A 23,035-nucleotide genomic window follows, 5' to 3' on the forward strand; every position below is an offset into this window, starting at 1 on the left:
ATGACTGACACCGTTTCGCACCCCGAGCTCGAAGGCCTCGGCACTTACGAGTACGGCTGGGCCGACCCGGACGTGGCCGGCGCCGCCGCCAAGCGCGGACTGAACGAGGACGTCGTCCGCGACATCTCGGCCAAGAAGAACGAGTCCGAGTGGATGCTGAACCTGCGTCTCAAGGGCCTCAAGCTGTTCGGTAAGAAGCCCATGCCGACCTGGGGCTCCGACCTGTCCGGCATCGACTTCGACAACATCAAGTACTTCGTCCGCTCCACCGAGAAGCAGGCCGAGTCCTGGGAGGACCTGCCGGCGGACATCAAGGCGACGTACGACAAGCTCGGCATCCCGGAGGCGGAGAAGCAGCGCCTGGTCGCCGGTGTCGCCGCCCAGTACGAGTCCGAGGTCGTCTACCACCAGATCCGCGAGGACCTGGAGGAGCAGGGCGTCATCTTCCTGGACACCGACACCGCGCTGCGCGAGCACCCGGAGCTGTTCAAGGAGTACTTCGGCACGGTCATCCCGGCCGGCGACAACAAGTTCGCCGCGCTGAACACGGCCGTGTGGTCCGGAGGCTCCTTCATCTACGTGCCCAAGGGCGTCCACGTCGACATCCCGCTGCAGGCCTACTTCCGGATCAACACCGAGAACATGGGCCAGTTCGAGCGGACGCTGATCATCGTCGACGAGGACGCCTACGTCCACTACGTCGAGGGCTGCACCGCGCCGATCTACTCCTCCGACTCGCTGCACTCGGCGGTCGTGGAGATCATCGTCAAGAAGGGCGGCCGCTGCCGCTACACGACCATCCAGAACTGGTCGAACAACGTCTACAACCTGGTCACCAAGCGCGCCGTGGCGTACGAGGGCGCGACCATGGAGTGGATCGACGGCAACATCGGCTCCAAGGTCACCATGAAGTACCCGGCCGTCTACCTGATGGGCGAGCACGCCAAGGGCGAGACCCTGTCCATCGCCTTCGCCGGCGAGGGCCAGCACCAGGACGCCGGCGCCAAGATGGTCCACATGGCGCCGAACACCTCCTCCAACATCGTCTCCAAGTCGGTGGCCCGGGGCGGCGGCCGCACCTCGTACCGCGGTCTGATCGAGATCGGCGAGGGCTCCAAGGGCGCCAAGTCCAACGTCCTGTGCGACGCGCTGCTGGTCGACACCATCTCGCGCTCGGACACCTACCCGTACGTGGACGTCCGCGAGGACGACGTGTCGATGGGCCACGAGGCGACCGTCTCCAAGGTCAGCGAGGACCAGCTCTTCTACCTGATGAGCCGCGGCATGACCGAGTTCGAGGCCATGGCGATGATCGTCCGCGGTTTCGTCGAGCCCATCGCGCGCGAGCTGCCGATGGAGTACGCGCTGGAGCTGAACCGGCTGATCGAGCTGCAGATGGAGGGGTCCGTCGGCTGACCCGCCGACCGCCCCGCCGTCCATCGACACGTTTTTGAGGAAGAGAGCACAACGAACAGCCATGGCTGACACGCCTTTGAACGCCGCTGCGAACACTGCCGGCTCCACCACCGCCGGTTCGATCGAGGTCGGCACCGCCGGCGCCGGCGCCCAGCTGGCCGGCCCCGGCACCGGCCGGGACAGCGTCCGGCAGCCGATCGACGCCCGCGTCGCCGTCGCGCCGTCCTTCGACGTCGCGGACTTCCCGGTGCCCACCGGCCGCGAGGAGGACTGGCGGTTCACCCCGCTGCACCGCCTCGGCGGCCTGCACGACGGCACCGCCGTCGAGGCCGAGAAGGGCGAGGACAAGGTCGAGCTGAGCCTGCCCGAGGGCGTCACCGCCGAGACCGTCGGCCGTGACGACGCCCGCCTCGGCAAGGCCGGCAAGCCGGTCGACCGGGTCGCCGCGCAGGCGTTCAGCGCCTTCGAGCAGGCGCTCGTGGTCACCGTCCCCAAGGAGACGGCGCTCACCGAGCCGGTGCGGATCGACGTGCACGGCGAGGGCGGCACCCGCTTCGCGCACGTGGTCCTCGACGTCAAGCCGTTCGCCGAGGCCGTCGTGGTGCTGAACCACACCGGCACCGGCACCCGGGCCGCCAACGTCGAGCTGCTGCTCGGCGACGGCGCCAAGCTCACCTTCGTCTCGGTCCAGGACTGGGACCGCGACGCCGTGCACGCCGCCCAGCAGACCGCGCTGATCGGCCGCGACGCCTCGCTGAAGTCCGTCGTCGTCACCTTCGGCGGCGACGTGGTGCGCCTGCACCCGCGGGTCACCTACGCCGCGCCCGGCGGCGAGGCCGAGCTGTTCGGCCTCTACTTCGCCGACGCCGGCCAGCACCTGGAGCACCGTCTGGTCATCGACCACGACACCCCCCACTGCCGCTCCAACGTCGTCTACAAGGGCGCGCTGCAGGGCCAGGACGCGCACGCCGTGTGGATCGGCGACGTGCTGATCCGCGCCGCCGCCGAGGGCACCGACACCTACGAGCACAACCGCAACCTGGTGCTCACCGACGGTGCCCGGGTCGACTCGGTGCCGAACCTGGAGATCGAGACCGGCGAGATCGTCGGCGCCGGCCACGCCTCCGCCACCGGCCGCTTCGACGACGAGCAGCTCTTCTACCTGCAGGCCCGCGGCATCCCGGCCGACGAGGCCCGCCGCCTGGTGGTGCGCGGCTTCTTCGCCGAGCTGGTCCAGCAGATCGGCGTCGCCGAGATCCAGGACCACCTCATGGAGAAGATCGAGGCCGAGCTGGAAGCGGCGGTCTGACCCCGATGAGCTTCCTTCGCGCCTGCGCGCTGAGCGACCTGGCTGAGGACGTGCCCAAGCGCGTCGACCTCAACGGCGTGCCGGTGGCCGTCGTCCGCACCGACGAGGGGGTGTTCGCGATCAACGACGTCTGCTCGCACGCGAACGTCGCGCTCTCCGAGGGCGAGGTCGAGGACTGCATGATCGAGTGCTGGCTGCACGGCTCCAGCTTCGACCTGCGCACCGGCAAGCCCTCCGGCCTGCCCGCCACCAAGCCGGTCGCTGTCTACCCCGTAAAGATCGAAGGGGACGATGTGCTCGTCTCCGTCAACCAGGAGTCCTGAGTACACATGGCTACCCTTGAAATCCGCGACCTGCACGTCTCCGTCGAGGCGGAGAACGGCCCCCGGGAGATCCTGAAGGGCGTCGACCTGACCGTGAAGCAGGGCGAGACCCACGCCATCATGGGTCCCAACGGCTCCGGCAAGTCCACCCTGGCCTACTCGCTGGCCGGCCACCCCAAGTACACCGTCACCGGCGGCTCCGTCCTGCTGGACGGCGAGGACGTCCTGGAGATGTCCGTCGACGAGCGCGCCCGGGCCGGCGTCTTCCTGGCCATGCAGTACCCGGTCGAGGTCCCCGGCGTCTCGGTCTCCAACTTCCTGCGCACCGCCGCCACCGCCGTCCGCGGCGAGGCCCCCAAGCTGCGCACCTGGGTGAAGGAGGTCAAGGAGGCGATGGCCGCCCTCCAGATGGACCCGGCCTTCGCCGAGCGCAACGTCAACGAGGGCTTCTCCGGCGGCGAGAAGAAGCGCCACGAGATCCTCCAGCTGGAGCTGCTCAAGCCGAGGATCGCGATCCTCGACGAGACCGACTCCGGCCTGGACGTCGACGCGCTGCGGATCGTCTCCGAGGGCATCAACCGCGTGCGTTCGACCGGGGAGGTGGGCACCCTGCTGGTCACCCACTACACCCGCATCCTGCGCTACATCAAGCCCGACCACGTCCACGTCTTCGCGGGCGGCCGCATCGTCGAGTCCGGCGGTGCCGAGCTGGCCGACAAGCTGGAGGAGGAGGGCTACGAGGCCTACGTGAAGGGTGGCGCGTCCGAGTGATCCATACGCACGAGTCGCACGGGCCGGCGGTCCTGCCGGGCCTGCTCGACACCGACGCGATCCGCAAGGACTTCCCGGTCCTGCAGCGCCTGCTGCACGACGACAAGCAGCTCGTCTACCTGGACAACGCGGCCACCTCGCAGAAGCCCCGCCAGGTGCTCGACGCGCTGAACGCCTACTACGAGCGGCACAACGCCAACGTCCACCGCGGCGTGCACGTGCTCGCCGAGGAGGCCACGGCGCTCTACGAGGGCGCCCGGGACAAGGTCGCGGCGTTCGTCAACGCGCCGAGCCGCGACGAGGTGATCTTCACCAAGAACGCCTCGGAGTCGCTCAACCTGGTCGCCAACATGCTCGGCTGGGCCGATGAGCCGTACCGGGTCGACAAGGACTCCGAGATCGTCATCACGGAGATGGAGCACCACTCCAACATCGTGCCGTGGCAGCTGCTGGCGCAGCGCACCGGCGCGAAGCTGAAGTGGTTCGGGCTGACCGACGAGGGTCGGCTCGACCTGTCGAACATCGACGAGCTGATCACCGAGAAGACCAAGGTGGTCTCCTTCACCCTGGTCTCCAACCTGCTCGGCACCGTCAACCCGGTCGAGGCGATCGTGCGCAAGGCGCAGGACGTCGGCGCCCTGGTCGTGATCGACGCCTCGCAGGCCGCGCCGCACATGGTGCTGGACGTGCAGGCCCTGGAGGCGGACTTCGTCGCCTTCACCGGGCACAAGATGCTGGCCCCGACCGGCATCGGCGTGCTCTGGGGCCGCCAGGAGCTGCTGGAGGACCTCCCGCCGTTCCTCGGCGGCGGCGAGATGATCGAGACCGTGACCATGGGCTCGTCCACCTACGCCCCGGCGCCGCACAAGTTCGAGGCCGGCACCCCCCCGATCGCCCAGGCGGTCGGTCTCGGCGCGGCCATCGACTACCTGTCCGGCATCGGCATGGAGCGGATCGCCGCCCATGAGCACGCCATCACCGCGTACGCGGTCGAGCGGCTGCTGGAGGTCCCGGACCTGCGGATCATCGGCCCGCGCACGGCCGTCGACCGCGGTGCGGCGATCTCGTTCACGCTGGGCGACATCCACCCGCACGACGTGGGCCAGGTGCTCGACGAGCAGGGCATCGCGGTGCGCGTCGGCCACCACTGCGCGCGGCCGGTCTGCCTGCGGTACGGAATTCCGGCGACCACCCGGGCGTCGTTCTACCTGTACTCGACGCCGGGCGAGGTCGACGCGTTGATCGACGGCCTGCACCACGTCCGGAATTTCTTCGGCTGACGGGACGGGGCAACGCGACCATGAAGCTCGACTCGATGTACCAGGACATCATCCTGGACCACTACCGCAACCCGCACGGCAAGGGGCTGCGCGACGGTGACGCCGAGGTGCACCACGTCAACCCGACGTGCGGCGACGAGATCACCCTGCGGGTGAAGCTCGACGGCGCCACCGTCACGGACGTCTCCTACGAGTCCCAGGGCTGTTCGATCAGTCAGGCCAGCGCCTCGGTGCTGAACGACCTGGTGGTCGGCAAGAGCGTGGGCGAGGCGCAGGCGGTCCAGGAGGCCTTCCTGGAGCTGATGCAGAGCAAGGGCCAGGCCGAGGGCGACGAGGAGGTGCTGGAGGACGCCGTCGCGTTCGCCGGCGTCTCCAAGTACCCGGCCCGGGTCAAGTGCGCCCTGCTGAGCTGGATGGCCTGGAAGGACGCCACCGCCAAGGCCCTCGCCGAGCACCCCGCCGTCACCGACTGAGGACACCACATGAGCGACGAAACCACCTCCCCCGCGGAGGAGACGGCCACCGGCCCGGTCGGCACCAGCGCCGGCACCGTCTCCGTCGAGGACCTGACCGAGGCCCTGATGGACGTCGTCGACCCCGAACTGGGCATCGACGTCGTCAACCTCGGCCTGATCTACGGCGTCCACATCGACGAGTCCGACGTGGCCACCATCGACATGACCCTCACCTCGGCGGCCTGCCCGCTGACCGACGTGATCGAGGACCAGGCGAAGACCGCCACCGACGGCCTCGTCCAGGACCTGCGGATCAACTGGGTCTGGATGCCGCCGTGGGGCCCGGACAAGATCACCGACGACGGCCGCGAGCAGCTGCGGGCCCTCGGCTTCAACGTCTGAGGCCTGGCTGACGCCTGCCGCTTCCGCATGGCCCCTTCCCCTTTTCCGGGGAAGGGGCCATGCGCGTTTCAGCCCTCCACGGCCTTCGCGACCAGCTCGCCGATCCGGTCGACGGCGGTGGAGGGGCCGGGGAAGAACCGGTTCCTGGTCAGCGCGAAGGCGACTCCGGTCGCGGTGTCGGCGTACGCCGCGCTGCCTCCCATGCCGGGCATGCCGAAGGTGCTCAGGGTCTGCTGCGGGTCGGCCCCGGGCCGGCCGAGGTTCCAGCCCAGCGCGCGCGGCACCGGGAAGCCGACCAACTGGTCGACGTCGGCCGTGGCCAGAGCCGTGACCTCGCGCAGCCGCTCGTCCGGGAGCAGCCGGACCCCGTCCACCTCGCCGAGCAGCGCGGCGTACATCCTGGCCACCGCGCGGGCGGACATCGTGCCGCCCGAGGGGATGTCCGAGGTGAGCACCAGGGGGTCGTTGCCGTACGCGGCGCTCGGGGTCACGGCGGGCGGCGTGGCCCTGAACAGCGGCAGGTCGGCGGGCATCGCCGCCATCATCTCGGCGGAACCGGGCGCGTCCTCAAGCCGCGCGAGCCGCCCGAGCTCGCTCTCCGGGACGCCGAGGAACAGCTCGTCGGCGATGCCCAGCGGCTGGGCCACCTCCTCCCGGAGCACCTGCGAGACCGGCCTGCCGGTGGCCCGGCGCACGATCTCGCCCAGCACGAAGCCCCAGGTCACCGCGTGGTAGCCGGTCCTGGTCCCGGGCTCCCACCAGGGCTCGGAAGCGGCGATCAGCGCACACATCCCGTCCCAGTCGGCGAGCTCCCGCACCGTGAGCCCGGCCGGCACCGCCGGGACGCCGAGCGAGTGCGTGAGCGCGTGCCGCACGGTTGCCCCGCCCTTGCCGTGCGCCCCGAACTCGGGCCACAGCTCCACGATCCGCTGGTCGTACCCGATCACCCCGCGCTCCGCCAGCACGTGCACCACCGTCGCGGTCACGCCCTTCCCCGTGGAGGCGCTGTAGAACGGCGTGTCCGGCCGGACCGCCCGCCCGCTCACCGGATCGGCCACCCCCGCCGCGACGTCCACCACCAGCTCCCCGTGCCGGTACACCGCGACCTGGATCCCCAGCTCCTCGCCCGACTCCACCATCGCGTCGACGACCCGCTGCACGAGCTCCTGCATCCCGCTCTCCTCCTCGGCTGCGGCGCTCCGGTGCGCACCGCTCACCCTTGGGTCGCCACCGGCGGAGCGATCTCGACATGCGGTGCTCTCGGCCCCAGCAAGGCCGCACGTGCGCGGGCGACACCTCTCGCCGTTGCCCCGGAAACGCCGCCCCCGACCGCCTTGGGCTGCCCGCCGAGGCCCGCGCAGGGACGGCAGATCCCCGGCCGGGGCACCGGATCGTGGCACCTGGCGCACTCGGAGTAGCTGACCTTCCGGGTCCCTTCCACCTGCCGACAGGGCGGCAACTTGTGCTCCAGCCGGTAGCGGAGCACGGCCGCTGCCGAATGCATCGGAGCGGGCAGACCCGGCACCAGGGCGTGCGCGAGGTCGGCCGCAGTACAGCCGCGCGCCAACCACTGCTCCACCAGAGGCGCCAGTTCCCGCGCCTCGGCCTCGCCCAGACGCAACCGCGGCTCGCCCCGGATCGCGCGGAACAGGGTGTCCACCGCTTCCCGGTCGCCGTCGTCGGCCGGCCCCGGGGGGAGGGTGGGTTCTTGACCCCGGTCCTTTACCACAGGGCTGTCAGCACGGCCGGTTGGCGGCCCACCGGACGCCGGGAGGGTGACACCCGGGCGCACGAGCTGCGGGGTGTCGTAGACGTGCGCCTCACTGCGGAGCGTCCCGTCGGGCAGCCGGACCTTCTCGACCCGGTAGTACCCGGCGTCGGCGAGCTCCTTCAAGGCCTTGCGAACGGCCCCGCGCCCCTGCGGACTGGTGTCCGCCATGTGCCGCCCGTCCTCCCGCCACCCGTCGGGCCGGGAGAGCAGATCCGCGAGCAGACCGCGGGCGGTGTAGCTCAACTGCCGATTCTGCAACACGCAGTTGGGTAGAACGGTGAAGTTGCGCGTGTGCGCGCTACGATGGATGTGCATGGGAGGGTTTGCTCCTGTTGCCTGACCCCGGGGTGTTCCAGCACCGCCGGGGTCGCACTTTTCTCTTCGAGCACGGAACGTACCACGCCCTTTGACGCAGCGTGAGACGTTCGTGACTGTCTGATAGGGTCGAAGGCTTCCCGTGGCGGACTCTGCGCCGGGTGCCCGTGGACGAGGTGCTGGAACGGGTCGAAACCGCGCGGGGAACCCGGCCCGACCGGGCATCGGTGGTCCGCAAGCGCCGCTCCGTGGGCGCCCGCCCGCCCCGGCCACCCGCGTCCGCACCGAGCGAACCGCGGACTTCGCGACCAGCGACGGCAGGCTGATGACCCTGTTCGCCGCGGCGAAGATCCTCGGGCCGCACGCGCATCCGAGGACCCTCGCCTTGAGGGGGCCCGCACCTCGGCGGAGCGGACGGTGGAGGAACTCGTGACTACCTGACGGCGGTGAAGCCCCCGCGTGCGACGGCCTCGCGGAGGACCGTGGCGATCTCCTGCGGCAGGAGGTTGACCGCGTCAAGGGCGTCGGTGGTCAGCGGGATCTCCTCCAGGAGGTACTCGCCCCGTCCCTCCTGGCTGAACTCGGGACCGCTGCGGTCCTCGAAGCTCCACTTCTCGATGGTGGCGAGGTAGAAGTCCTGGCGCTCGCCGCCGCCCTCGATGGTGTGGAGCAGGCGGACGATCTCCGCTTCACCGGCGATCTCCTCCCGCACCTCGCGCAGCAGGGCGTCCTCGGGGCCGGTGTCGGTCGGCTCGACCTTGCCGCCGACGATCACCCAGTAGGGGTCGACGCCGGGGCGGATGCGTTTGATCAGCAGCATGGTGCCGTGAGGAGTGAGGAGGACGGCCCGGACTCGGTGCTGCATGTCGCCTTCTTCCTGGGTGGGGCGGGTTCCTTCTGCTCAACGGCCCGGCGGCGTCGGGGTTCCAGGTGTCGGCCGCAGAAATCAGCACCGAGAGGTGGAAGTCCCCTCCGGGCGGCACGTGGCCAGACCAGGGGCGGGCACCCGCCGGCGGGCGGGTGGGGGCGGATGGGTGGGGAACGGCGGTAGGACTGCTCGACGAAGCGGATGAGGCGTGGAAACGGCGCTGCCCGGGACTTCGGAGGGAGTCCCGGGCAGCGCCGTGGGTGGGCGGGTCAGGCCGGCCTGGGCTTGCGGGCGACGGCGATGGCCAGGGTGGCGCAGAGGAGGGCGGCGAGGAGGGTGAAGCCGCTGGTGGCGGGGAGGAGGCCGTAGGCCTGGACGAGGGCGCCGACGGCGACGATGGGGAGGGAGGAGCCGAGGTAGATGATGATCCAGAGGGAGGAGAGTTCGGAGCCCCTCCGTTCGGGGTTCATGGCGGCGACGGCGGCGGTGAACAGGGAGCGGAAGGCGATGCCCTGGCAGGCGCCGCCGAGGACGCTGCCGATGAAGAGGAGGGCGGGGGTGCCCGTGTACTGGGCGGTGACCACCAGGGCGAGGCCCGTCGCGAGGCCGGCCATGCCGAGGGCGATGACCAGGCGGTCGGCGGTGGGCGGGACGAGCAGCTGGGCGACGGCCGAGGAGCCGAGCAGCAGGGCCGCGACCACGGCGCCGATCAGCTTGGAGTCGGTGTGCAGCAGCTTCGCGGCGAAGGCCGGGGCCAGGCTGAGGTAGACGCCGAAGACCGCGTAGGAGATGAACCCGGCCGAGGCGGCGAGCAGGAACTCCCGGCGGCCGGTGCGCGGCAGCCGGGGGCGCTGGGGGCGCAGGTGGGCCGGGGTGGTGATGCGCGGCGGGGACGCCGGGGGGCGGTTGCGGCCGGGCATGCGGGGGTGGACGAGGGCGAGCGGCACGCAGAGTGCGAGCAGGGCGATGGAGTGCAGCAGGAACGGGCTGAGCAGGGGGTCGGCTCCGCCGGCCAGTAGGGCGCCGATCACCGGGCCGAGGGCGACGCCGCCCGCCGAGCAGGCCAGGGTGATCTTGGCGGCCCGGGCCGGGTGGTCCGGCATCAGGTCGCCGAGGGCGGCTCCGGCGGCGCCGGTCGACAGGCCCACCGCGATGCCCTGGACGGCGCGCCCGGCGGCGAGCTGCCAGAAGCTGCCGGAGGTCGCGAACACGACGTCGCCGACGGCGGACAGGGCCACGGCGGGCAGGATCAGGGCGCGTCGGCCCAGGTGGTCGGACCAGTGGCCGACCACGGCCAGCACCGGGACCAGGGCGAACACGTAGATCGCGAAGAGGATCGTGGTGTCCAGCGCGGTCAGGTGCAGCTGCTGCTGGAGCAGCGAGTAGATCGGCGTGGCCAGGTTGGCGCCGATCAGCATGAGGAGCAGGGCGGCGGCGACGAGGCCGACGCGTACGCCGCGCAGCGCGTTCCAGCGGCTGATCGCGGAGAGCTGGAGCTGGGCGCGTGGCGCGAGCTCCAGGGGAAGCAGGGCCTCCGACAGTCGGCGTCCGTCGAACTGCGCGGTGCGCAGGCCGGAGCCGGCGGGGGAGAGGTCCGCCATGGCAGGGATCTCCTGTGGCCGGGCACCACCCGGGTCGGCGGGGTGTGCCGGCACGCCCGTCCTGGCGGCGCTGTGGTGGTGGCCTCGGTGCGGGCTCCCTGGTGGAGCGGGTGAGCTTGAAGAGGGGGGCTACGTTGCCCGTCGGCGCGCGCGGGGTTGTGCGCGGTACCGACTTCGAAGGATAAGGGGTGGGCGCACGGTTGCGGCGCGCGCCCCTTGAGGCCGGGCGTCGGGGGTGCCCGGCCTATACGCTGAGGTGGTGGACCGGTGACGCGGAGGTGATCTCCGCGGGCCCCGGCCCCGCTGACCGCTCGGCGTAGGGAGAACGCGCAACGATGGCCGCACGACGTCGTAGGAACGCCGACACCCCGGCGGCGGGTGCGCCGGGCGAGGGCGCGGTGCTGCCCGCCGACCTGGAGCTGCAGGATCTGTACGGGGCGTTCGCCGCGCACGGGCTGGACGACGACGACCTGGACGACGCGGCCGTGCTGGTGCCGCCGGTCACCCTGCCGTCCGAGGCGGAGCTGGCCGAGCAGGCGAAGGCCGTCCCGATGATCGGCTGGGCGCTGAAGCTGGCCCGCTGGGCGGCCCCGCACCGCGCGGTGGACGAGCTCGGCGACCTCACCGGCCCGGACCGGGCCCCGGCCGCCCGGCTGCTGGGCCTGGCCCCCGAGCAGGGGGACGCGCCGCAGGAGGCGGTGGTCGAGGCGATGCGCGCCTGGTCGCTGGCCTGCGACCTCGACCTGGTCGAGATCGGCACCACGGCGGCCGGCGAGCACGTCGCGGTGCCCGGCCCGGACCTGGAGCAGGCCGAGGCGGGCGACCCGGAGACCGTCCTGGAACTGTGGCTGACCGCCGCCGGGATCGTCCGGGAGCTGGCGGTGGAGGCGGACTCCCAGGAGCTGGAGTCCGCCGAGGACACGGCGGAGGCGGACGAGGACGGCCTGAACGAGGTCGAGGACGCCCGCGACGAGGCCGCCGAACTGCTCGACGAGGCGCTCCAGGTGCTCTACGAGACCACGGCCTTCGCCGAGCCGGGCAACGAGACGGTGCCGCTGGGCGTGCTGGCCGCGCTGCTGGTCGTCCCGGAGGGCGAGGAGCCGAGCGACGAGCTGCTCGGTGACATCACCGATGTGATGGTCGCCCTGGACCCGATGCTCGCCGACCTCGCCGAGCTGGGCGTGCTGGAGTACCGGCCGATCGATCCGGAGCTCTTCGACGAGGAGGAGGGCGAGGACGAGCAGGCGGAGCCGGCGGAGCTGGACGAGGCGGAGTCCGCCCGGTTCGGGCTGGTCCGGCTGACCCCGCTGGGCCAGTACGGGATCCGGCAGTGGCTGCTGGAGGACGGGTACGACGCGCCGCTGGTCGGTGACCTGGCCCGGGGCGACGCGGCCGAGCTGCTCCGCGGGATCAGCGAGGCCACCAATGTGCTGCCCGAGGAGGAGCTGAAGGTCTGGGTGGCCGGCCGGGAGCCGGTGGCGGCGGCGCGCGAGCTGCTCGCGGCGGCGCGCGGCACCGACGCGTACGCCCCGATGCGGCGGCTGCTCTGCCACTCGGCGCTGAGCCTGCTCGGCGCGCCCGCCGAGCCGGCCGCCCGGGAGGTGCTGGACGACCCGGAGCTGGGCGGCGGCGTGCGGGCCTGGCTGGTGTCGCTCGGGGTGGCGGACGTGCCCGCGCCGGACCGGGCGATGGCCCTGTGGACGGTCGTGGACGCCTTCGCGGCCCAGCTGCTGGACACCGGGGGCGATCCGGACCAGCTGCGCGAGCTGGTGACCGAGCTGCCGGTGACGGACGAGCCGGTGGGCTACTTCGGCGAGCTGTGGCGGGTCGAGCACCCCTACACGGCGGACGTGCTGGAGGCGGTCGGCGAGCTGCATCCGGACCGGGCGGTGGCCAAGGAGGCCCGCAAGGCGGCGTTCAAGGCGCGCTCCCGGGGCTGAGAGCTCCCGGGTCCGAGCGTCCGGGTCCGAGCGTCAGGGGCCGGGGCCCGCGCCCGCGCCCGGGCCCGCCGTCAGTTCGGCAGGTCGAGCGAGCCGTCCTCGGTGAAGGCGAAGAACGGGTTGTGGGCCAGCTCCCAGAGGTGGCCGTCCGGGTCCTCGAAGTACCCGGAGTAACCGCCCCAGTCGGTGGCGGCCGGTGCCTTGACCACGACGGCGCCGGCCGCCACCGCCGTCTCCAGGGCGGTGTCCACCAGCGCCGGGGACTCCAGGTTCACGGCGAGGGTGACGCCGCGGAACGCCGGTTCGCCGGCGGACGGCACGCCCGCGTCGGCGGCCAGCTCGTCGTGCGGGAAGAGGCCGAGCACCGAGTCGGCGGTGCGGAACCAGACGATCGAGGGACTGGAGGCGGCGGAACGCCGCCAGCCGAGCGCCTCGTAGAAGCGGGCGCTGCGGTCGAGGTCGGCCACACCGAGGGTGACGATGCTGAGCCGGGCGGGGAAGGACGTGGTTGCTGTCATGCCCGCCAGCCTAGGGAGGGGGACCGACAGCGGCGCCCCGGACGGGGCCGTCCGGCGGGGCAGCCGATCGGCCCGGCGGGCAAAGGGCCTGATGACCCGGCAGTTCGGGGCACGTATCGTTGCCCGGGTGTCGACGGCGCGGTGCCGACGGCACGGCGGGACGGCGAGGACAGGGGGTGCGACGCGGGTGACGCGGGCGAGCGGAGGGGGCCGGGACGGCCGGTACGGGGACGGTGCGGGGACGGTGGACCCGTACGACCACCCGGGGGAACCCCTGGACGGGCGTCCGGACGGACCTGCGGCCGGCGACCTGGAGGAGTTCCTCGCCGTCCAGGAGGAGCTCGCCCGCCGCACCCTCGGTGCGGCCGGCTTCCCGGTGTACGGCGTCGTGTCCGTGCCGGACCTCGGCGCCGCGGCGCTGGTCGACTACGGCGCGGACGGCGGCACGCCCGGCTGGATCGAGGTCGGCTTCGGCGACTGGGCCTCGCCGCAGGGCCCCTACATCACCGTGCGCACCCACCGGCCCGGCGTCGAGCGGTGCGAGCCGCTGCCGGAGCTGGAGGACGTCGTCGAGGACGAGCGCGACCGGGTCTACGAGCAGCTCGGCGTCGACGAGGGCGACACCCCCGGCCGGGTCCGGGCGCTGCGCGAGTGGATCACCGTGGACGGCGTGGCCTGCGCGCTGGAGGTGCACGAGGACCGGCGCGGCCCGTGGTCCGGCGCGGCGCTGCCCGGCTGCTGCCCGATCGGCGGGGCCGAGCCGGTCTGGGCGGGCCGGTTCCGGGTGGACGGGCTGACCGTCACGGTCTGCGGGCGCGGCGTGCCGCCGGGCGGCGTCGAGCTGGCGCGGGTCCGCGACCACGAGCACTGGCTGAGCGGCCGCACCGCACTGCTGCGCGAGCTGGCCGTGCGCCGCGGCCGGCACCTGCCGGTGGAGCGGCGCGAGCTCGCCCCGGTCGCCGGGCTGGAGGCGCACCGGGCGGTGATCTCCCACGGCATCGCCGAGGCCGCCGCGCTGGAGGCGCGGCTGCGCTCCGGACGCCCGCCCCGCCCGCCCCGGGGCGCGCGCGCGGAGGCGGGCGCGCTGCGCTGGGAGGCGGCGGTGCGCCAGCAGATGCGGCTGGCCTCGGAGACCCGGGCGGAGGCGGCCGAGGCGGTGGCCGCGATGGTCGAACAGCTCGGCCGGCTCTCCCAGCTGACGCACTGGGTGGTGGGGACGCCGGAGGGCGACGCCGCGGTGGAGGAGTCGATCCGGTACACGGTGTTCGCCAGCGAGGTGGCGAGCGTGCCGGCGCAGCGCGCCTGGCAGCAGGTCAGGGCCGGGGAGCGCGGCGAGCACGGGATGGGCGAGCGGCTGTGGCTGGCGGCCTGGGAGCAGTGGCGGTCGGCGCGGACCGGCGGGCGCTGAGCCGACGGACCGTCGGTGGCCGAACAGCGGGTGACGGCGGGCCGACCCGCGGTGTGACCAGTGGTGACGGGGCAAAGGGTGGGTCATGGGTTCGCATAAGGTCGGCAAATGACCACTCCGGCGAGGCGTCCGCTTCACCGGCCGTTCACCGGGCGGGCCGAGTCTGCTGGGCGTCGACGACCACCTCGACACCTCGCACGGCCTCGCACCGGGAAGCTCCCCGGTCGGCGGCCCACCCCTCAGGAGTGACTGCCATGTCGCTGTCCCGCCGGGACTTCGTGAACCGTTCCACCATCGTCGGGGCCGGCGTTCTGATCGCCGGCAGCGCCGAGGCCCTGGCGAGCGCGCCGGGCGCGATCGCCGCCCCGGCCGGTGGCGAGGTGCCGGTCGCCGAGGCCGCCGCCGCCGAGCGCGTCGCGGTCGGCTACGGCCAGCTGGTCGCCGACCCGGAGGGCCTGCTCGCGCTGCCCAAGGGCTTCAAGTACAAGGTCCTGAACCGGGCCGGCGTCACCAAGCTGCGCACCGGTGAGTTCACCCCGAGCAACCACGACGGCACCTCGGCGTTCGAGGACGAGCGCGGCGGCAACCTGCTGGTCGTCAACCACGAGCTGGGCGGCGCCCGCGCCAACTGGCCGAACCCGGTCCCGCTGACCGAGGGCCACGTCTACGACCCGGGCGCGGCCGGCGGCTGCACCATCGTGCACGCCAAGGCCAACGGCAAGGTCGAGCAGTGGGTCGGCATCGCCGGCACCGCCACCAACTGCGCCGGCGGCGTCACCCCGTGGGGCACCTGGCTGTCCGGCGAGGAGACCGAGGACAAGGCCGGCAAGAACGGCTTCACCAAGGACCACGGCTACATCTTCGAGGTCGACCCGTTCGACGACGACTACAACCGCGACCCGCAGCCGGTCAAGGCGTTCGGCCGCTTCGCCCACGAGGCCGTCGTCGTCGACCCGAAGCGCGGCCACGTCTACCTGACCGAGGACGCGGGCAACCCCAACGGCCTGCTGTTCCGCTGGACCCCGCCGGCCGGCTTCAAGCACGGCCGCTACCAGCTGCGCAAGCTGGCCGCCGACGCCGGTGTGCTGGAGGCCTTCAAGGTCTTCGACGCCCAGGGCAAGTTCATCGACGACCTGTCCCGCGCCACCAAGGTCGGCACCACCTACGGCGTGGACTGGGTCAAGGTCGAGGACCGCGACGCCAGGACCGTCTCCATCCGCAAGCAGTTCAAGGACGGCGAGGTCACCCGCGCCCGCAAGCTGGAGGGCATGTGGTGGGGTGACGGCGGCTTCTACTTCGTCTCCAGCTTCGCCCGCTCCGAGAGCCCGGTGCAGCACGACGGCCAGGTCTGGTTCTACAACCCGGCCCGCCGCACCATCACCCTGAAGGTCCTGCTGGGCGTCAACACCGACGTCTGGGGCGACCACGACAACTTCGACGGCCCGGACAACATCACCGTCTCGCCCTACGGCGGCATCGTGATCGCCGAGGACGGCGAGGGCGTCTCGCACCTGTTCGGCGCCACCGAGGACGGCCTGACCTACGCCATCGCCCGCAACGAGCTGAACATCGGCACCGCCGAGAAGCCCGAGTTCAGCGAGTTCACCGGCGTCACCTTCTCGGACGACGGCAAGACCCTCTTCGCCAACATCCAGACCCCGGGCATCCAGCTGGCCATCACCGGCCCGTGGCACCGCCTGAACGAGCACAAGCGCGGCCAGGGCTACGGCGCCTGAGCCCGATCGCCGAGCAGGGGGCCCGTTCCTCGGAGCGGGCCCCTCTCACGTGTCCGCGGGCAGCCGCAGCTGGAGCATGGCGAGCAGCCGCTGCTGGGGCTGGGCCAGGTCGATGCCGGTCAGCTGCTCGGCGCGGCGGACCCGGTAGCGCAGGGTGTTCGGGTGGATGTGCAGGGCGTCCGCCGCGACCCGGACCTCGCCGAGCGCGTCCAGCCAGGCCAGCACCGACTCGGCGAGCCGGGTGCCGTGCCGCCGGTCGTACTCGGCGAGCGCGGTCAGCCGCGGGTCGCGCAGGCCGCCGCGCTCCTGGAGCAGCGCCAGCATCTCGCTGACCAGCACCTCCGCCTGGACGTCGATCAGCGCCGCGACCTCCAGGTCCACCCCGCCGCGGCCCATCGCGTCCAGGATCCGGTCCGCCTGGGCGCGCGACTCGGGCACCCGGGCGAGGCCCTCCACCGTCGAGCCGATCGCCGCGCGCAGCGGGACGCCCAGGTGGTCGCGGGCCGCCTCGACCACCTCCTGCGCCCAGCCGCGCACGGTGGCCATCGGCAGGTTGGCGGGCAGTTCGGGCAGCAGCACGTAGACCCGGGACTCGATCGGCGCGAGCAGCGCGGCGCGGTGCCGGGCCGCCGTGTGCACCGAGATCAGGCCGGTCACCTCGGCCCGGGTCAGCTGCTCGGTGGTGCCCGCGCTGTACGCCAGCACGGTCGCCGGGCGGCGCAGGTCGAGGCCGAGGTGGGTGGCGAGCGACTGCGGGCCGGTGGAGCCTTCCAGCAGGCCGGTGAGCAGGGTCTGGGTGAGCCGCACGTCCGCGGACAGCTCCCGGCGCCGGCGCACCAGCTGGGCCGCGGCGACCCGGGCCGCGCCGACCAGCGCCTGCTCGGCGAGCGGTGCGAGCGGCTGGGCGCCCTCCTGGACCCAGATGGTGCCCAGCGGCTGGGCGCCGGCCCGGATGCCGATCGCCAGCCGGCGGCGCAGGCCCAGCTCCGGGTGCGGGTCGACCGCGAGGGCGGTGTCCGAGGTGCGCAGGTGCTGGAAGACGCCCCACTCGCGGAGCTTGGAGAGGTACGGCTCGGGGCCCTGCCAGCCGAGGATGGACAGCCGGCGCAGGTCGTCGACCTCGTCGGAGTCGGAGGAGCGGGAGTAGGCGAGCACCCGGCTGGAGGTGTCCTCGATCGAGACGATGCCGTTGGTGAGGACGGCGACGGTCTGGGCGAGCGAGAAGAGGTCGCCGGCGTTGTGCTCGCCGCTGCCGGGCGCGTCCGGGGCGTCCGGCCCGGCGATGATCGCCCGGGCGAGCGAGTCGAGGTGCTCCCAGCGGGTCTCCCGGCGCACCGAGAGCAGGGCCACGCCCGCCTCGGTGGCGGCCTCGCGCAGCGCGTCGGCCTGCCCGGGGGCGTCCAGCTTGACGGCCACCGCGGCGGCCCCGGCCCGCCCCGCGGCGCGCAGGGCCGGGAGCGCGGCCCGGCCGCGGGCGCCGATGGCGAGCACCAGCTCGCCGGGGGCGGCGGTCGGGGGGTCCTCGGGGTCGAGGATGGCGACGTCGCGCACCGGGACGTCCAGCCCGTTCGGCGCGGCCTGGAGCTCGACGAGCGGCTCGCCCAGGGACATCAGCAGCTGCCGGAGGGGGAGGCCGGGGGTGGTCATACGGGCCTCCTCGGGGCGGCCGGGGCGCTCGCACCCCGATCCTTCATCCGGGCGGACAACGCCGTCCGGATGATTTTAGCCGTCCGGCCAATCAAGCGGGGGCCGGTGCAGGAATAGCGTTCGTCATGTGGCCGGCGTGCGACCCGCGCCGGCATCCCCCCGCAAGAAACGAAGGAGAGCGTGCGCTCATGGACGCTGTGACCCAGGTCCCCGCGCCGGTGAACGAGCCGGTCCACAGCTACGCCCCGGGCAGCCCGGAACGGGCCCGTCTGGAGGCCAAGCTGAAGGAGCTGGGCGGCCAGGAGCCGGTCCAGCTGACCATGACGATCAACGGTGAGCGCCGGATGGGCGGCGGCACCGAGTTCCACGTCGTCCAGCCGCACAACCACGCGGCTCGGCTCGGCACCCTGCGCAACGCCACCCAGGCGGACGCGCAGGAGGCCATCGACTCTGCCCTGGCCGCGGCCCCGGCCTGGCAGGCGCTCTCCTTCGACTCCCGCGCCGCGATCTTCCTGCGCGCCGCCGACCTGCTGGCCGGCCCCTGGCGCGAGACCCTGGCCGCCGCCACCATGCTCGGCCAGTCCAAGACCGCGCAGCAGGCCGAGATCGACACCCCCTGCGAGCTGGTCGACTTCCTGCGCTTCAACGTGCACTTCGCCCGCCAGATCATGGCCGAGCAGCCGCTCTCCTCGGACGGCGTGTGGAACCGCAGCGACCACCGCCCGCTGGAGGGCTTCGTCTACGCGATCACCCCGTTCAACTTCACCGCCATCGCCGGCAACCTGCCGACCGCCCCGGCGCTGATGGGCAACGTGGTGCTCTGGAAGCCCTCGCCGACCCAGCAGTTCTCCGCGCACCTGCTGATGCAGCTGCTGGAGGAGGCCGGCCTGCCCAAGGGCGTCATCAACATGGTGACCGGTGACGGCCTGGACGTCTCCGCCGTCGCGCTGAAGCACCCGGCGCTGGCCGGCATCCACTTCACCGGCTCCACCGCGACCTTCCAGCACCTGTGGCGCGAGGTCGGCAACAACATCTCCGGCTACCGCACCTACCCGCGGATCGTCGGCGAGACCGGCGGCAAGGACTTCCTGGTCGCCCACCCGTCCGCCGACCGGGCCGTGCTGAAGACCGCGATGACCCGCGGCGCCTTCGAGTTCCAGGGCCAGAAGTGTTCCGCCCTGTCGCGCGCCTACGTCCCGGCCTCGATCTGGGCCGAGCTGAAGGACGAGCTCCGCGACGAGGTCGACGGCCTCACCATGGGCGACGTCACCGACCTGTCCAACTTCATGTCGGCCGTCATCGACGACCGCTCCTTCGCCAAGAACAAGGCCGCGATCGACCGCGCCCAGGCCGACCCGAAGGTCGAGGTCCTGGCCGGTGGCACCTACGACGACTCGGTCGGCTACTTCGTCCGCCCGACCGTCCTGGTCTGCGAGGACCCGGCGAGCGAGTACTTCAAGGACGAGTACTTCGGCCCGATCCTGTCCGTGTACGTCTACGAGGACGACAAGTACGACGAGATGCTGGAGCAGATGGAGTCGGTGTCGGCCTACGGCCTGACCGGTTCGATCATCTCGCAGGACCGCGAGGCCGTGCAGCACGCGATGCACAAGCTGCGCTTCGCCGCCGGCAACTTCTACATCAACGACAAGCCGACCGGCGCGGTCGTCGGCCAGCAGCCCTTCGGCGGCGGCCGGGCCTCGGGCACCAACGACAAGGCCGGCGCGAAGCAGAACCTGGCGCGCTGGACCTCGACCCGCTCGGTCAAGGAGACGTTCGTCCCGCCGACGGACTACCGCTACCCGCACATGGGCTGAGTGCCCCACCGGGACCCCTTCGCGGTCCCCTGACGCCCCCGGTCCCGCAGCCGGGCGCGTCACGCACGGGCGGCGGACTGACCACCCCTCCGGTCCGCCGCCCGTCGCTTTTCTGCCACCCTTTTCAGAAGCACCAGCTCCAGGAGTCACGATGCTCCGTTCCGCCCTCCTCGCGGCCTCCCGTTCCTCGCAGGTCCGCACCGTCGTCGAGAAGTTCCCGCCGACCCACGCGATAGTCGAGCGGTTCGTCGCCGGCGAGGCCCTCGACGACGCCGTCACCGCCTGCGACGACCTGGTCGCCACCGGCCGCAAGGTCACCCTGGACCACCTCGGCGAGGACACCCGCGACGCCGCCCAGGCCGCCGGCACCGCCGAGGCCTACGAGTACCTGCTCAAGGCGCTCAAGGAGACCGGCCTGGCCGCCGGCGCCGAGGTCTCGGTCAAGCTCTCGGCCGTCGGCCAGTTCCTCCCGGTGGACGGCGAGAAGATCGCGCTGGAGAACGCCCGCCGGATCTGCGAGGCCGCCGCCGACGCCGGCACCACGGTGACCCTCGACATGGAGGACCACACCACCACCGACTCCACCCTCGCGATCGCCCGCGAACTGCGCGAGGACTTCCCCTGGCTGGGCGTCGTCCTCCAGGCCTACCTGCGCCGCACCGAGGACGACTGCCGCGAGTTCTCCGGCGCCGGTTCGCGCGTGCGCCTGTGCAAGGGCGCCTACAAGGAGCCCGAGTCGGTCGCCTTCCAGGGCAAGCACGAGGTCGACCTCGCGTACGTCCGCGCGCTCAAGATCCTGATGGCCGGCGAGGGCTACCCGATGATCGCCTCGCACGACCCCAACATGATCAAGATCGCCGGCCAGCTGGCCCAGTGGAACGGCCGCAAGCGCGACTCCTTCGAGTACCAGATGCTCTACGGCATCCGCCCCGAGGAGCAGCTGCGCCTCGCCGGCGAGGGCAACACCATGCGGGTGTACCTCCCGTACGGCCAGGAGTGGTACGGCTACTTCATGCGCCGCCTCGCCGAGCGCCCGGCCAACCTCACCTTCTTCCTGCGCGCCATGGCCACCCGCGGCTGACGCGCACGAGCACCCGACGGCCCGCGTCCTCCCTCCGGAGGGCGCGGGCCGTTTGCGTGCGGCGCTGGAGGACGGTGTCGGGCCGGCGTCCACGCCGGTGCCGGGTGCGGCGGACGTGTGCCGTGCGCGGCGGCATTTCACCCGGCGGTGTGCGGGGGTGGACGGCGTAGGCTCTGCTTGCTGGTGAACTGGGCTTTCGGCGATGGGAGTTGGCATGGTGGTGAAGCGGTTCGCGGAGTTGTCGACGCCGTTGGTGGCGGACGCGTGCGTGCGGCTGGGCGTGCCGGTGCGGGTGGCGCCGGCGGGGGTGCGGGCGGTGGTGCCGGGGAGCCGGGTGGCCGGCCGGGTGCTGCCGGTGCGGCACTACGGGAGCGTGGACGTGTTCCTGGAGGCGTACGGCGCGGCCGGGCCGGGGGACGTCGTGGTGATCGACAACGGCGGGCGCACCGACGAGGCCTGCATCGGGGACCTCGCCGTCCTGGAGGCGCGGGCCGCCGGCGCCTCCGGGGTGGTGGTCTGGGGGCTGCACCGGGACACCCCGGAGCTGGTGGAGATCGGGCTGCCGGTGTTCAGCTACGGCGCCCTGCCGCTCGGGCCGCTGCGGCTGGACGGGCGGGAACCGGAGGCGCTGTCCAGCGCCAGGTTCGGGCCGCACCTGGTGGGCGTCGAGGACGTGGTGTTCGCGGACGCCGACGGCGTGCTGTTCGTGCCCGGCGACCGGCTGGACGAGGTGCTGGAGGCGGCGGACGGCATCGCCCGCACCGAGCGCGCGCAGGCCGGGCGGATCCGCGCGGGCGACACCCTGCGCCGGCAGACCGACTTCGACGCCTACCTGGAGCGCCGCGCCGCCGATCCGGCGTACAGCTTCCGGCAGCACCTGCGGCGGGTCGGCGGGGCGATCGAGGAGTGAGCGGACGACGGCGCCCCCCGGCACGGAGCCGGGGGGCGTCGTCGGGGGCGCCGGCGGAAGGGTCAGAGCATCGCGGCGGCGGGCTTGACCATGGCGCGGGCGGTCTTGGCGTCGACGTACTCGCCGATCGCGGTCATCACCCACTCGCCGGAGAACTGGCGGACCAGCTTGCACATCACCACACCGGTGCGCGCCTCGGAGTGGGTGAGGTCGAAGCGGACCAGCTCCTGGTTGGTGGCGGCGTCCACCAGGCGGCAGTAGGCGTTCTTGACCTCGGTGAACTTCTGGCCGGAGAAGGAGTTCACGACGAAGACCAGACCGCAGACCTCCGCCGGCAGGCCGTCGAGGTGGACGGTGATCGACTCGTCGTCGCCGCCGCCCTCGCCGGTCAGGTTGTCGCCGGAGTGGGCGATCGCGCCGTTGAAGATGCCCAGCTTCATGAACCAGGCGGTGTCCAGCTTCTCGCGCCTGGCGTCGAAGGCGAGGCAGGACGCGTCGAGGTCGATGTTGCGGCCGCGGCCGGCGGGCTCCCAGCCGAGGCCCATCCGGACGGCGGAGAGGAACGGCTTGCCGTTCTTCTCCAGCGAGACCGAGCCGCCCTTGGTCAGGCTGACCCGGCCCTTGTCCAGGGTGACCTTGGTGAAGGACGGCGCGGCGGCGGGCGGGGCCGGGGGAGCGGGGGGCATCGGGGGTGCGGACTGCGGCATCGGCGGGGCGGAGGCCATGGCGAGCCTGGGGTCGACCGGGGCCGGGGGCGCCGGCGGCGGGGTGACCGGGGCCGGTGCCGGTGCGGGTGGCGCCGGCGGGGCGAGCGGCGGCGCGGCGGGGGCCGCGGCGGCGGCCGGCTGGTCGTCGACGGTGACGCCGAAGTCGGTGGCGATGCCGGCCAGGCCGTTGGCGTAGCCCTGGCCGACCGCGCGGACCTTCCAGGCGCCGTTGCGCTGGTAGACCTCGACCACGATCAGCGCGGTCTCCCGGCTGAGCGGCGGCGGCGTGAAGGTGACCAGCACCGCGCCGGTGGCGGCGTCCCGGACGGTCGCGGTCGGCTCGATGCCCGCGAAGGTGGCCCCGGCCTCGTCGGGGCTGGCGGTCACCACGATCTTGGTGATTCCGGCCGGGACGGCCGTGGTGTCGACGATGATCGCGTCCGGAACCCCGGCGGCGGCCGGACGGTGGGTCACCCCCGGCCCGTTCGGGGCGTTGTAGAAGACGAAGTCGTCGTCCGAGCGGACCTTTCCGGCGTCGGTCAGCAGCAGGCCCGAAACGTCCAGCGCCTTGGGCGCGGTGACCTCGACGGTCACCCGCGCGGCGGTCAGCGGGGCGTTGCCGCCTTGGGTCAGGACCGTGGACACGAACTCCTCCTGGGATGCGGTGGTACGGCGCCGGCCCCGGCGGTGGGGCGGCTGTGCCGGCTGGCGACCACAGTAACGAACGAGCCCGGCCGGATGAGCCCGAACGGGGCGCTGA

General features: G+C 72.7%; 20 protein-coding genes. 13 read left to right on the top strand and 7 right to left on the bottom strand.

Annotation, left to right across the window (positions count from 1 at the left end; translation table 11 throughout):
* From sufB to ACF1AK_RS24095, 7 genes are all read left to right on the top strand, one after another.
* Window positions 1-1,416, top strand: coding sequence for a Fe-S cluster assembly protein SufB (gene sufB, locus ACF1AK_RS24065; protein ID WP_350567561.1), 1,416 nt, complete (start codon window positions 1-3; stop codon window positions 1,414-1,416).
* Window positions 1,417-1,477: 61 nt separating this feature from the next.
* Window positions 1,478-2,725, top strand: a complete 1,248-nt coding sequence (gene sufD / locus ACF1AK_RS24070) for a Fe-S cluster assembly protein SufD (protein WP_391500882.1) — start codon at window positions 1,478-1,480, stop codon at window positions 2,723-2,725.
* A 5-nt stretch (window positions 2,726-2,730) separates the two neighbouring features.
* Window positions 2,731-3,048 (top strand): bifunctional 3-phenylpropionate/cinnamic acid dioxygenase ferredoxin subunit, encoded by a 318-nt coding sequence (locus tag ACF1AK_RS24075; protein WP_391500883.1) that lies wholly within the window; start codon window positions 2,731-2,733, stop codon window positions 3,046-3,048.
* Between the two features lie 6 nt (window positions 3,049-3,054).
* Window positions 3,055-3,819 carry a Fe-S cluster assembly ATPase SufC gene (sufC, locus tag ACF1AK_RS24080; protein ID WP_391500884.1) on the top strand — a complete coding sequence of 255 codons (765 nt, stop codon included), beginning with the start codon at window positions 3,055-3,057 and terminating at the stop codon, window positions 3,817-3,819.
* 32 nt (window positions 3,820-3,851) lie between these two features.
* Window positions 3,852-5,099: a cysteine desulfurase gene (locus ACF1AK_RS24085; protein ID WP_391500966.1), complete on the top strand. Its 1,248-nt coding sequence runs from the start codon at window positions 3,852-3,854 to the stop codon at window positions 5,097-5,099.
* Window positions 5,100-5,119: 20 nt separating this feature from the next.
* Window positions 5,120-5,572, top strand: coding sequence for a Fe-S cluster assembly sulfur transfer protein SufU (gene sufU / locus ACF1AK_RS24090; RefSeq protein ID WP_380288504.1), 453 nt, complete (start codon window positions 5,120-5,122; stop codon window positions 5,570-5,572).
* Between the two features lie 9 nt (window positions 5,573-5,581).
* Entirely contained in the window at window positions 5,582-5,956 is a 375-nt protein-coding gene (locus ACF1AK_RS24095; RefSeq protein ID WP_391500885.1) for a metal-sulfur cluster assembly factor, read from the top strand.
* A 68-nt stretch (window positions 5,957-6,024) separates the two neighbouring features.
* Here the strand turns inward: ACF1AK_RS24095 and ACF1AK_RS24100 are convergent, their stop codons facing one another.
* From ACF1AK_RS24100 to ACF1AK_RS24115, 4 genes are all read right to left on the bottom strand, one after another.
* Entirely contained in the window at window positions 6,025-7,128 is a 1,104-nt protein-coding gene (locus ACF1AK_RS24100) for a serine hydrolase domain-containing protein (protein WP_391500886.1), read from the bottom strand.
* Between the two features lie 41 nt (window positions 7,129-7,169).
* Window positions 7,170-8,042, bottom strand: coding sequence for a hypothetical protein (locus tag ACF1AK_RS24105; protein ID WP_391500887.1), 873 nt, complete (start codon window positions 8,040-8,042; stop codon window positions 7,170-7,172).
* Window positions 8,043-8,475: 433 nt separating this feature from the next.
* Window positions 8,476-8,907, bottom strand: coding sequence for an NUDIX domain-containing protein (locus tag ACF1AK_RS24110; RefSeq protein ID WP_391500888.1), 432 nt, complete (start codon window positions 8,905-8,907; stop codon window positions 8,476-8,478).
* Between the two features lie 272 nt (window positions 8,908-9,179).
* On the bottom strand, window positions 9,180-10,511 hold the full coding sequence (locus tag ACF1AK_RS24115; protein WP_391500889.1) for an MFS transporter: 1,332 nt from the start codon (window positions 10,509-10,511) through the stop codon (window positions 9,180-9,182).
* A gap of 335 nt (window positions 10,512-10,846) precedes the next feature.
* On the opposite strand from ACF1AK_RS24115, the gene ACF1AK_RS24120 reads away from it, so the two are divergent.
* The gene (locus tag ACF1AK_RS24120; RefSeq protein ID WP_391500890.1) at window positions 10,847-12,451 is read left to right on the top strand and encodes a hypothetical protein; all 1,605 of its coding nucleotides are present in this window, start codon (window positions 10,847-10,849) and stop codon (window positions 12,449-12,451) included.
* A gap of 71 nt (window positions 12,452-12,522) precedes the next feature.
* On the opposite strand, the gene ACF1AK_RS24125 is transcribed toward ACF1AK_RS24120, so the two are convergent.
* Window positions 12,523-12,969, bottom strand: coding sequence for a VOC family protein (locus ACF1AK_RS24125; RefSeq protein WP_391500891.1), 447 nt, complete (start codon window positions 12,967-12,969; stop codon window positions 12,523-12,525).
* A gap of 244 nt (window positions 12,970-13,213) precedes the next feature.
* Between ACF1AK_RS24125 and ACF1AK_RS24130 the strand changes: the two genes are divergently transcribed.
* Together ACF1AK_RS24130 and ACF1AK_RS24135 are read left to right on the top strand one after the other, a co-directional pair.
* Window positions 13,214-14,377: a hypothetical protein gene (locus ACF1AK_RS24130; protein WP_391500892.1), complete on the top strand. Its 1,164-nt coding sequence runs from the start codon at window positions 13,214-13,216 to the stop codon at window positions 14,375-14,377.
* Window positions 14,378-14,631: 254 nt separating this feature from the next.
* On the top strand, window positions 14,632-16,113 hold the full coding sequence (locus tag ACF1AK_RS24135) for an alkaline phosphatase PhoX (protein WP_391500893.1): 1,482 nt from the start codon (window positions 14,632-14,634) through the stop codon (window positions 16,111-16,113).
* A 45-nt stretch (window positions 16,114-16,158) separates the two neighbouring features.
* Here ACF1AK_RS24135 and ACF1AK_RS24140 read toward each other — a convergent pair whose 3' ends face one another.
* Window positions 16,159-17,760, bottom strand: a complete 1,602-nt coding sequence (locus tag ACF1AK_RS24140) for a PucR family transcriptional regulator (protein ID WP_391500894.1) — start codon at window positions 17,758-17,760, stop codon at window positions 16,159-16,161.
* A gap of 188 nt (window positions 17,761-17,948) precedes the next feature.
* Here ACF1AK_RS24140 and pruA point away from each other — a divergent pair, with 188 nt between their 5' ends.
* The 3 genes from pruA to ACF1AK_RS24155 all read left to right on the top strand — a co-directional run bounded on the left by pruA (window position 17,949) and on the right by ACF1AK_RS24155 (window position 21,568).
* Window positions 17,949-19,577 (top strand): L-glutamate gamma-semialdehyde dehydrogenase, encoded by a 1,629-nt coding sequence (pruA, locus tag ACF1AK_RS24145; protein WP_391500895.1) that lies wholly within the window; start codon window positions 17,949-17,951, stop codon window positions 19,575-19,577.
* 151 nt (window positions 19,578-19,728) lie between these two features.
* On the top strand, window positions 19,729-20,658 hold the full coding sequence (locus tag ACF1AK_RS24150; protein ID WP_391500896.1) for a proline dehydrogenase family protein: 930 nt from the start codon (window positions 19,729-19,731) through the stop codon (window positions 20,656-20,658).
* A 214-nt stretch (window positions 20,659-20,872) separates the two neighbouring features.
* Window positions 20,873-21,568 (top strand): RraA family protein, encoded by a 696-nt coding sequence (locus tag ACF1AK_RS24155; RefSeq protein ID WP_391500897.1) that lies wholly within the window; start codon window positions 20,873-20,875, stop codon window positions 21,566-21,568.
* 62 nt (window positions 21,569-21,630) lie between these two features.
* Here the strand turns inward: ACF1AK_RS24155 and ACF1AK_RS24160 are convergent, their stop codons facing one another.
* A complete protein-coding gene (locus ACF1AK_RS24160) occupies window positions 21,631-22,920 on the bottom strand; it encodes a TerD family protein (protein ID WP_391500898.1) in 1,290 nt (429 codons plus the stop codon).
* Window positions 22,921-23,035 lie beyond the last annotated feature (115 nt).

Source organism: Kitasatospora sp. NPDC015120 (assembly GCF_043080305.1).
Lineage (GTDB): Bacteria > Actinomycetota > Actinomycetes > Streptomycetales > Streptomycetaceae > Kitasatospora.

Excerpts from the sequence above, each read along its gene's own strand:
- ACF1AK_RS24150 (WP_391500896.1), top strand. The coding sequence starts at position 19,729 with ATGCTCCGTTCCGCCCTCCTCGCGGCCTCCCGTTCCTCGCAGGTCCGC.
- ACF1AK_RS24155 (WP_391500897.1), top strand. The coding sequence starts at position 20,873 with ATGGTGGTGAAGCGGTTCGCGGAGTTGTCGACGCCGTTGGTGGCGGAC.
- ACF1AK_RS24135 (WP_391500893.1), top strand. The coding sequence starts at position 14,632 with ATGTCGCTGTCCCGCCGGGACTTCGTGAACCGTTCCACCATCGTCGGG.
- sufU (WP_380288504.1), top strand. The coding sequence starts at position 5,120 with ATGAAGCTCGACTCGATGTACCAGGACATCATCCTGGACCACTACCGC.
- ACF1AK_RS24105 (WP_391500887.1), bottom strand. The coding sequence starts at position 8,042 with ATGCACATCCATCGTAGCGCGCACACGCGCAACTTCACCGTTCTACCC.
- ACF1AK_RS24110 (WP_391500888.1), bottom strand. The coding sequence starts at position 8,907 with ATGCAGCACCGAGTCCGGGCCGTCCTCCTCACTCCTCACGGCACCATG.
- ACF1AK_RS24100 (WP_391500886.1), bottom strand. The coding sequence starts at position 7,128 with ATGCAGGAGCTCGTGCAGCGGGTCGTCGACGCGATGGTGGAGTCGGGC.
- sufD (WP_391500882.1), top strand. The coding sequence starts at position 1,478 with ATGGCTGACACGCCTTTGAACGCCGCTGCGAACACTGCCGGCTCCACC.
- sufB (WP_350567561.1), top strand. The coding sequence starts at position 1 with ATGACTGACACCGTTTCGCACCCCGAGCTCGAAGGCCTCGGCACTTAC.
- ACF1AK_RS24095 (WP_391500885.1), top strand. The coding sequence starts at position 5,582 with ATGAGCGACGAAACCACCTCCCCCGCGGAGGAGACGGCCACCGGCCCG.
- ACF1AK_RS24140 (WP_391500894.1), bottom strand. The coding sequence starts at position 17,760 with ATGACCACCCCCGGCCTCCCCCTCCGGCAGCTGCTGATGTCCCTGGGC.
- ACF1AK_RS24115 (WP_391500889.1), bottom strand. The coding sequence starts at position 10,511 with ATGGCGGACCTCTCCCCCGCCGGCTCCGGCCTGCGCACCGCGCAGTTC.
- ACF1AK_RS24125 (WP_391500891.1), bottom strand. The coding sequence starts at position 12,969 with ATGACAGCAACCACGTCCTTCCCCGCCCGGCTCAGCATCGTCACCCTC.
- pruA (WP_391500895.1), top strand. The coding sequence starts at position 17,949 with ATGGACGCTGTGACCCAGGTCCCCGCGCCGGTGAACGAGCCGGTCCAC.
- sufC (WP_391500884.1), top strand. The coding sequence starts at position 3,055 with ATGGCTACCCTTGAAATCCGCGACCTGCACGTCTCCGTCGAGGCGGAG.
- ACF1AK_RS24120 (WP_391500890.1), top strand. The coding sequence starts at position 10,847 with ATGGCCGCACGACGTCGTAGGAACGCCGACACCCCGGCGGCGGGTGCG.
- ACF1AK_RS24075 (WP_391500883.1), top strand. The coding sequence starts at position 2,731 with ATGAGCTTCCTTCGCGCCTGCGCGCTGAGCGACCTGGCTGAGGACGTG.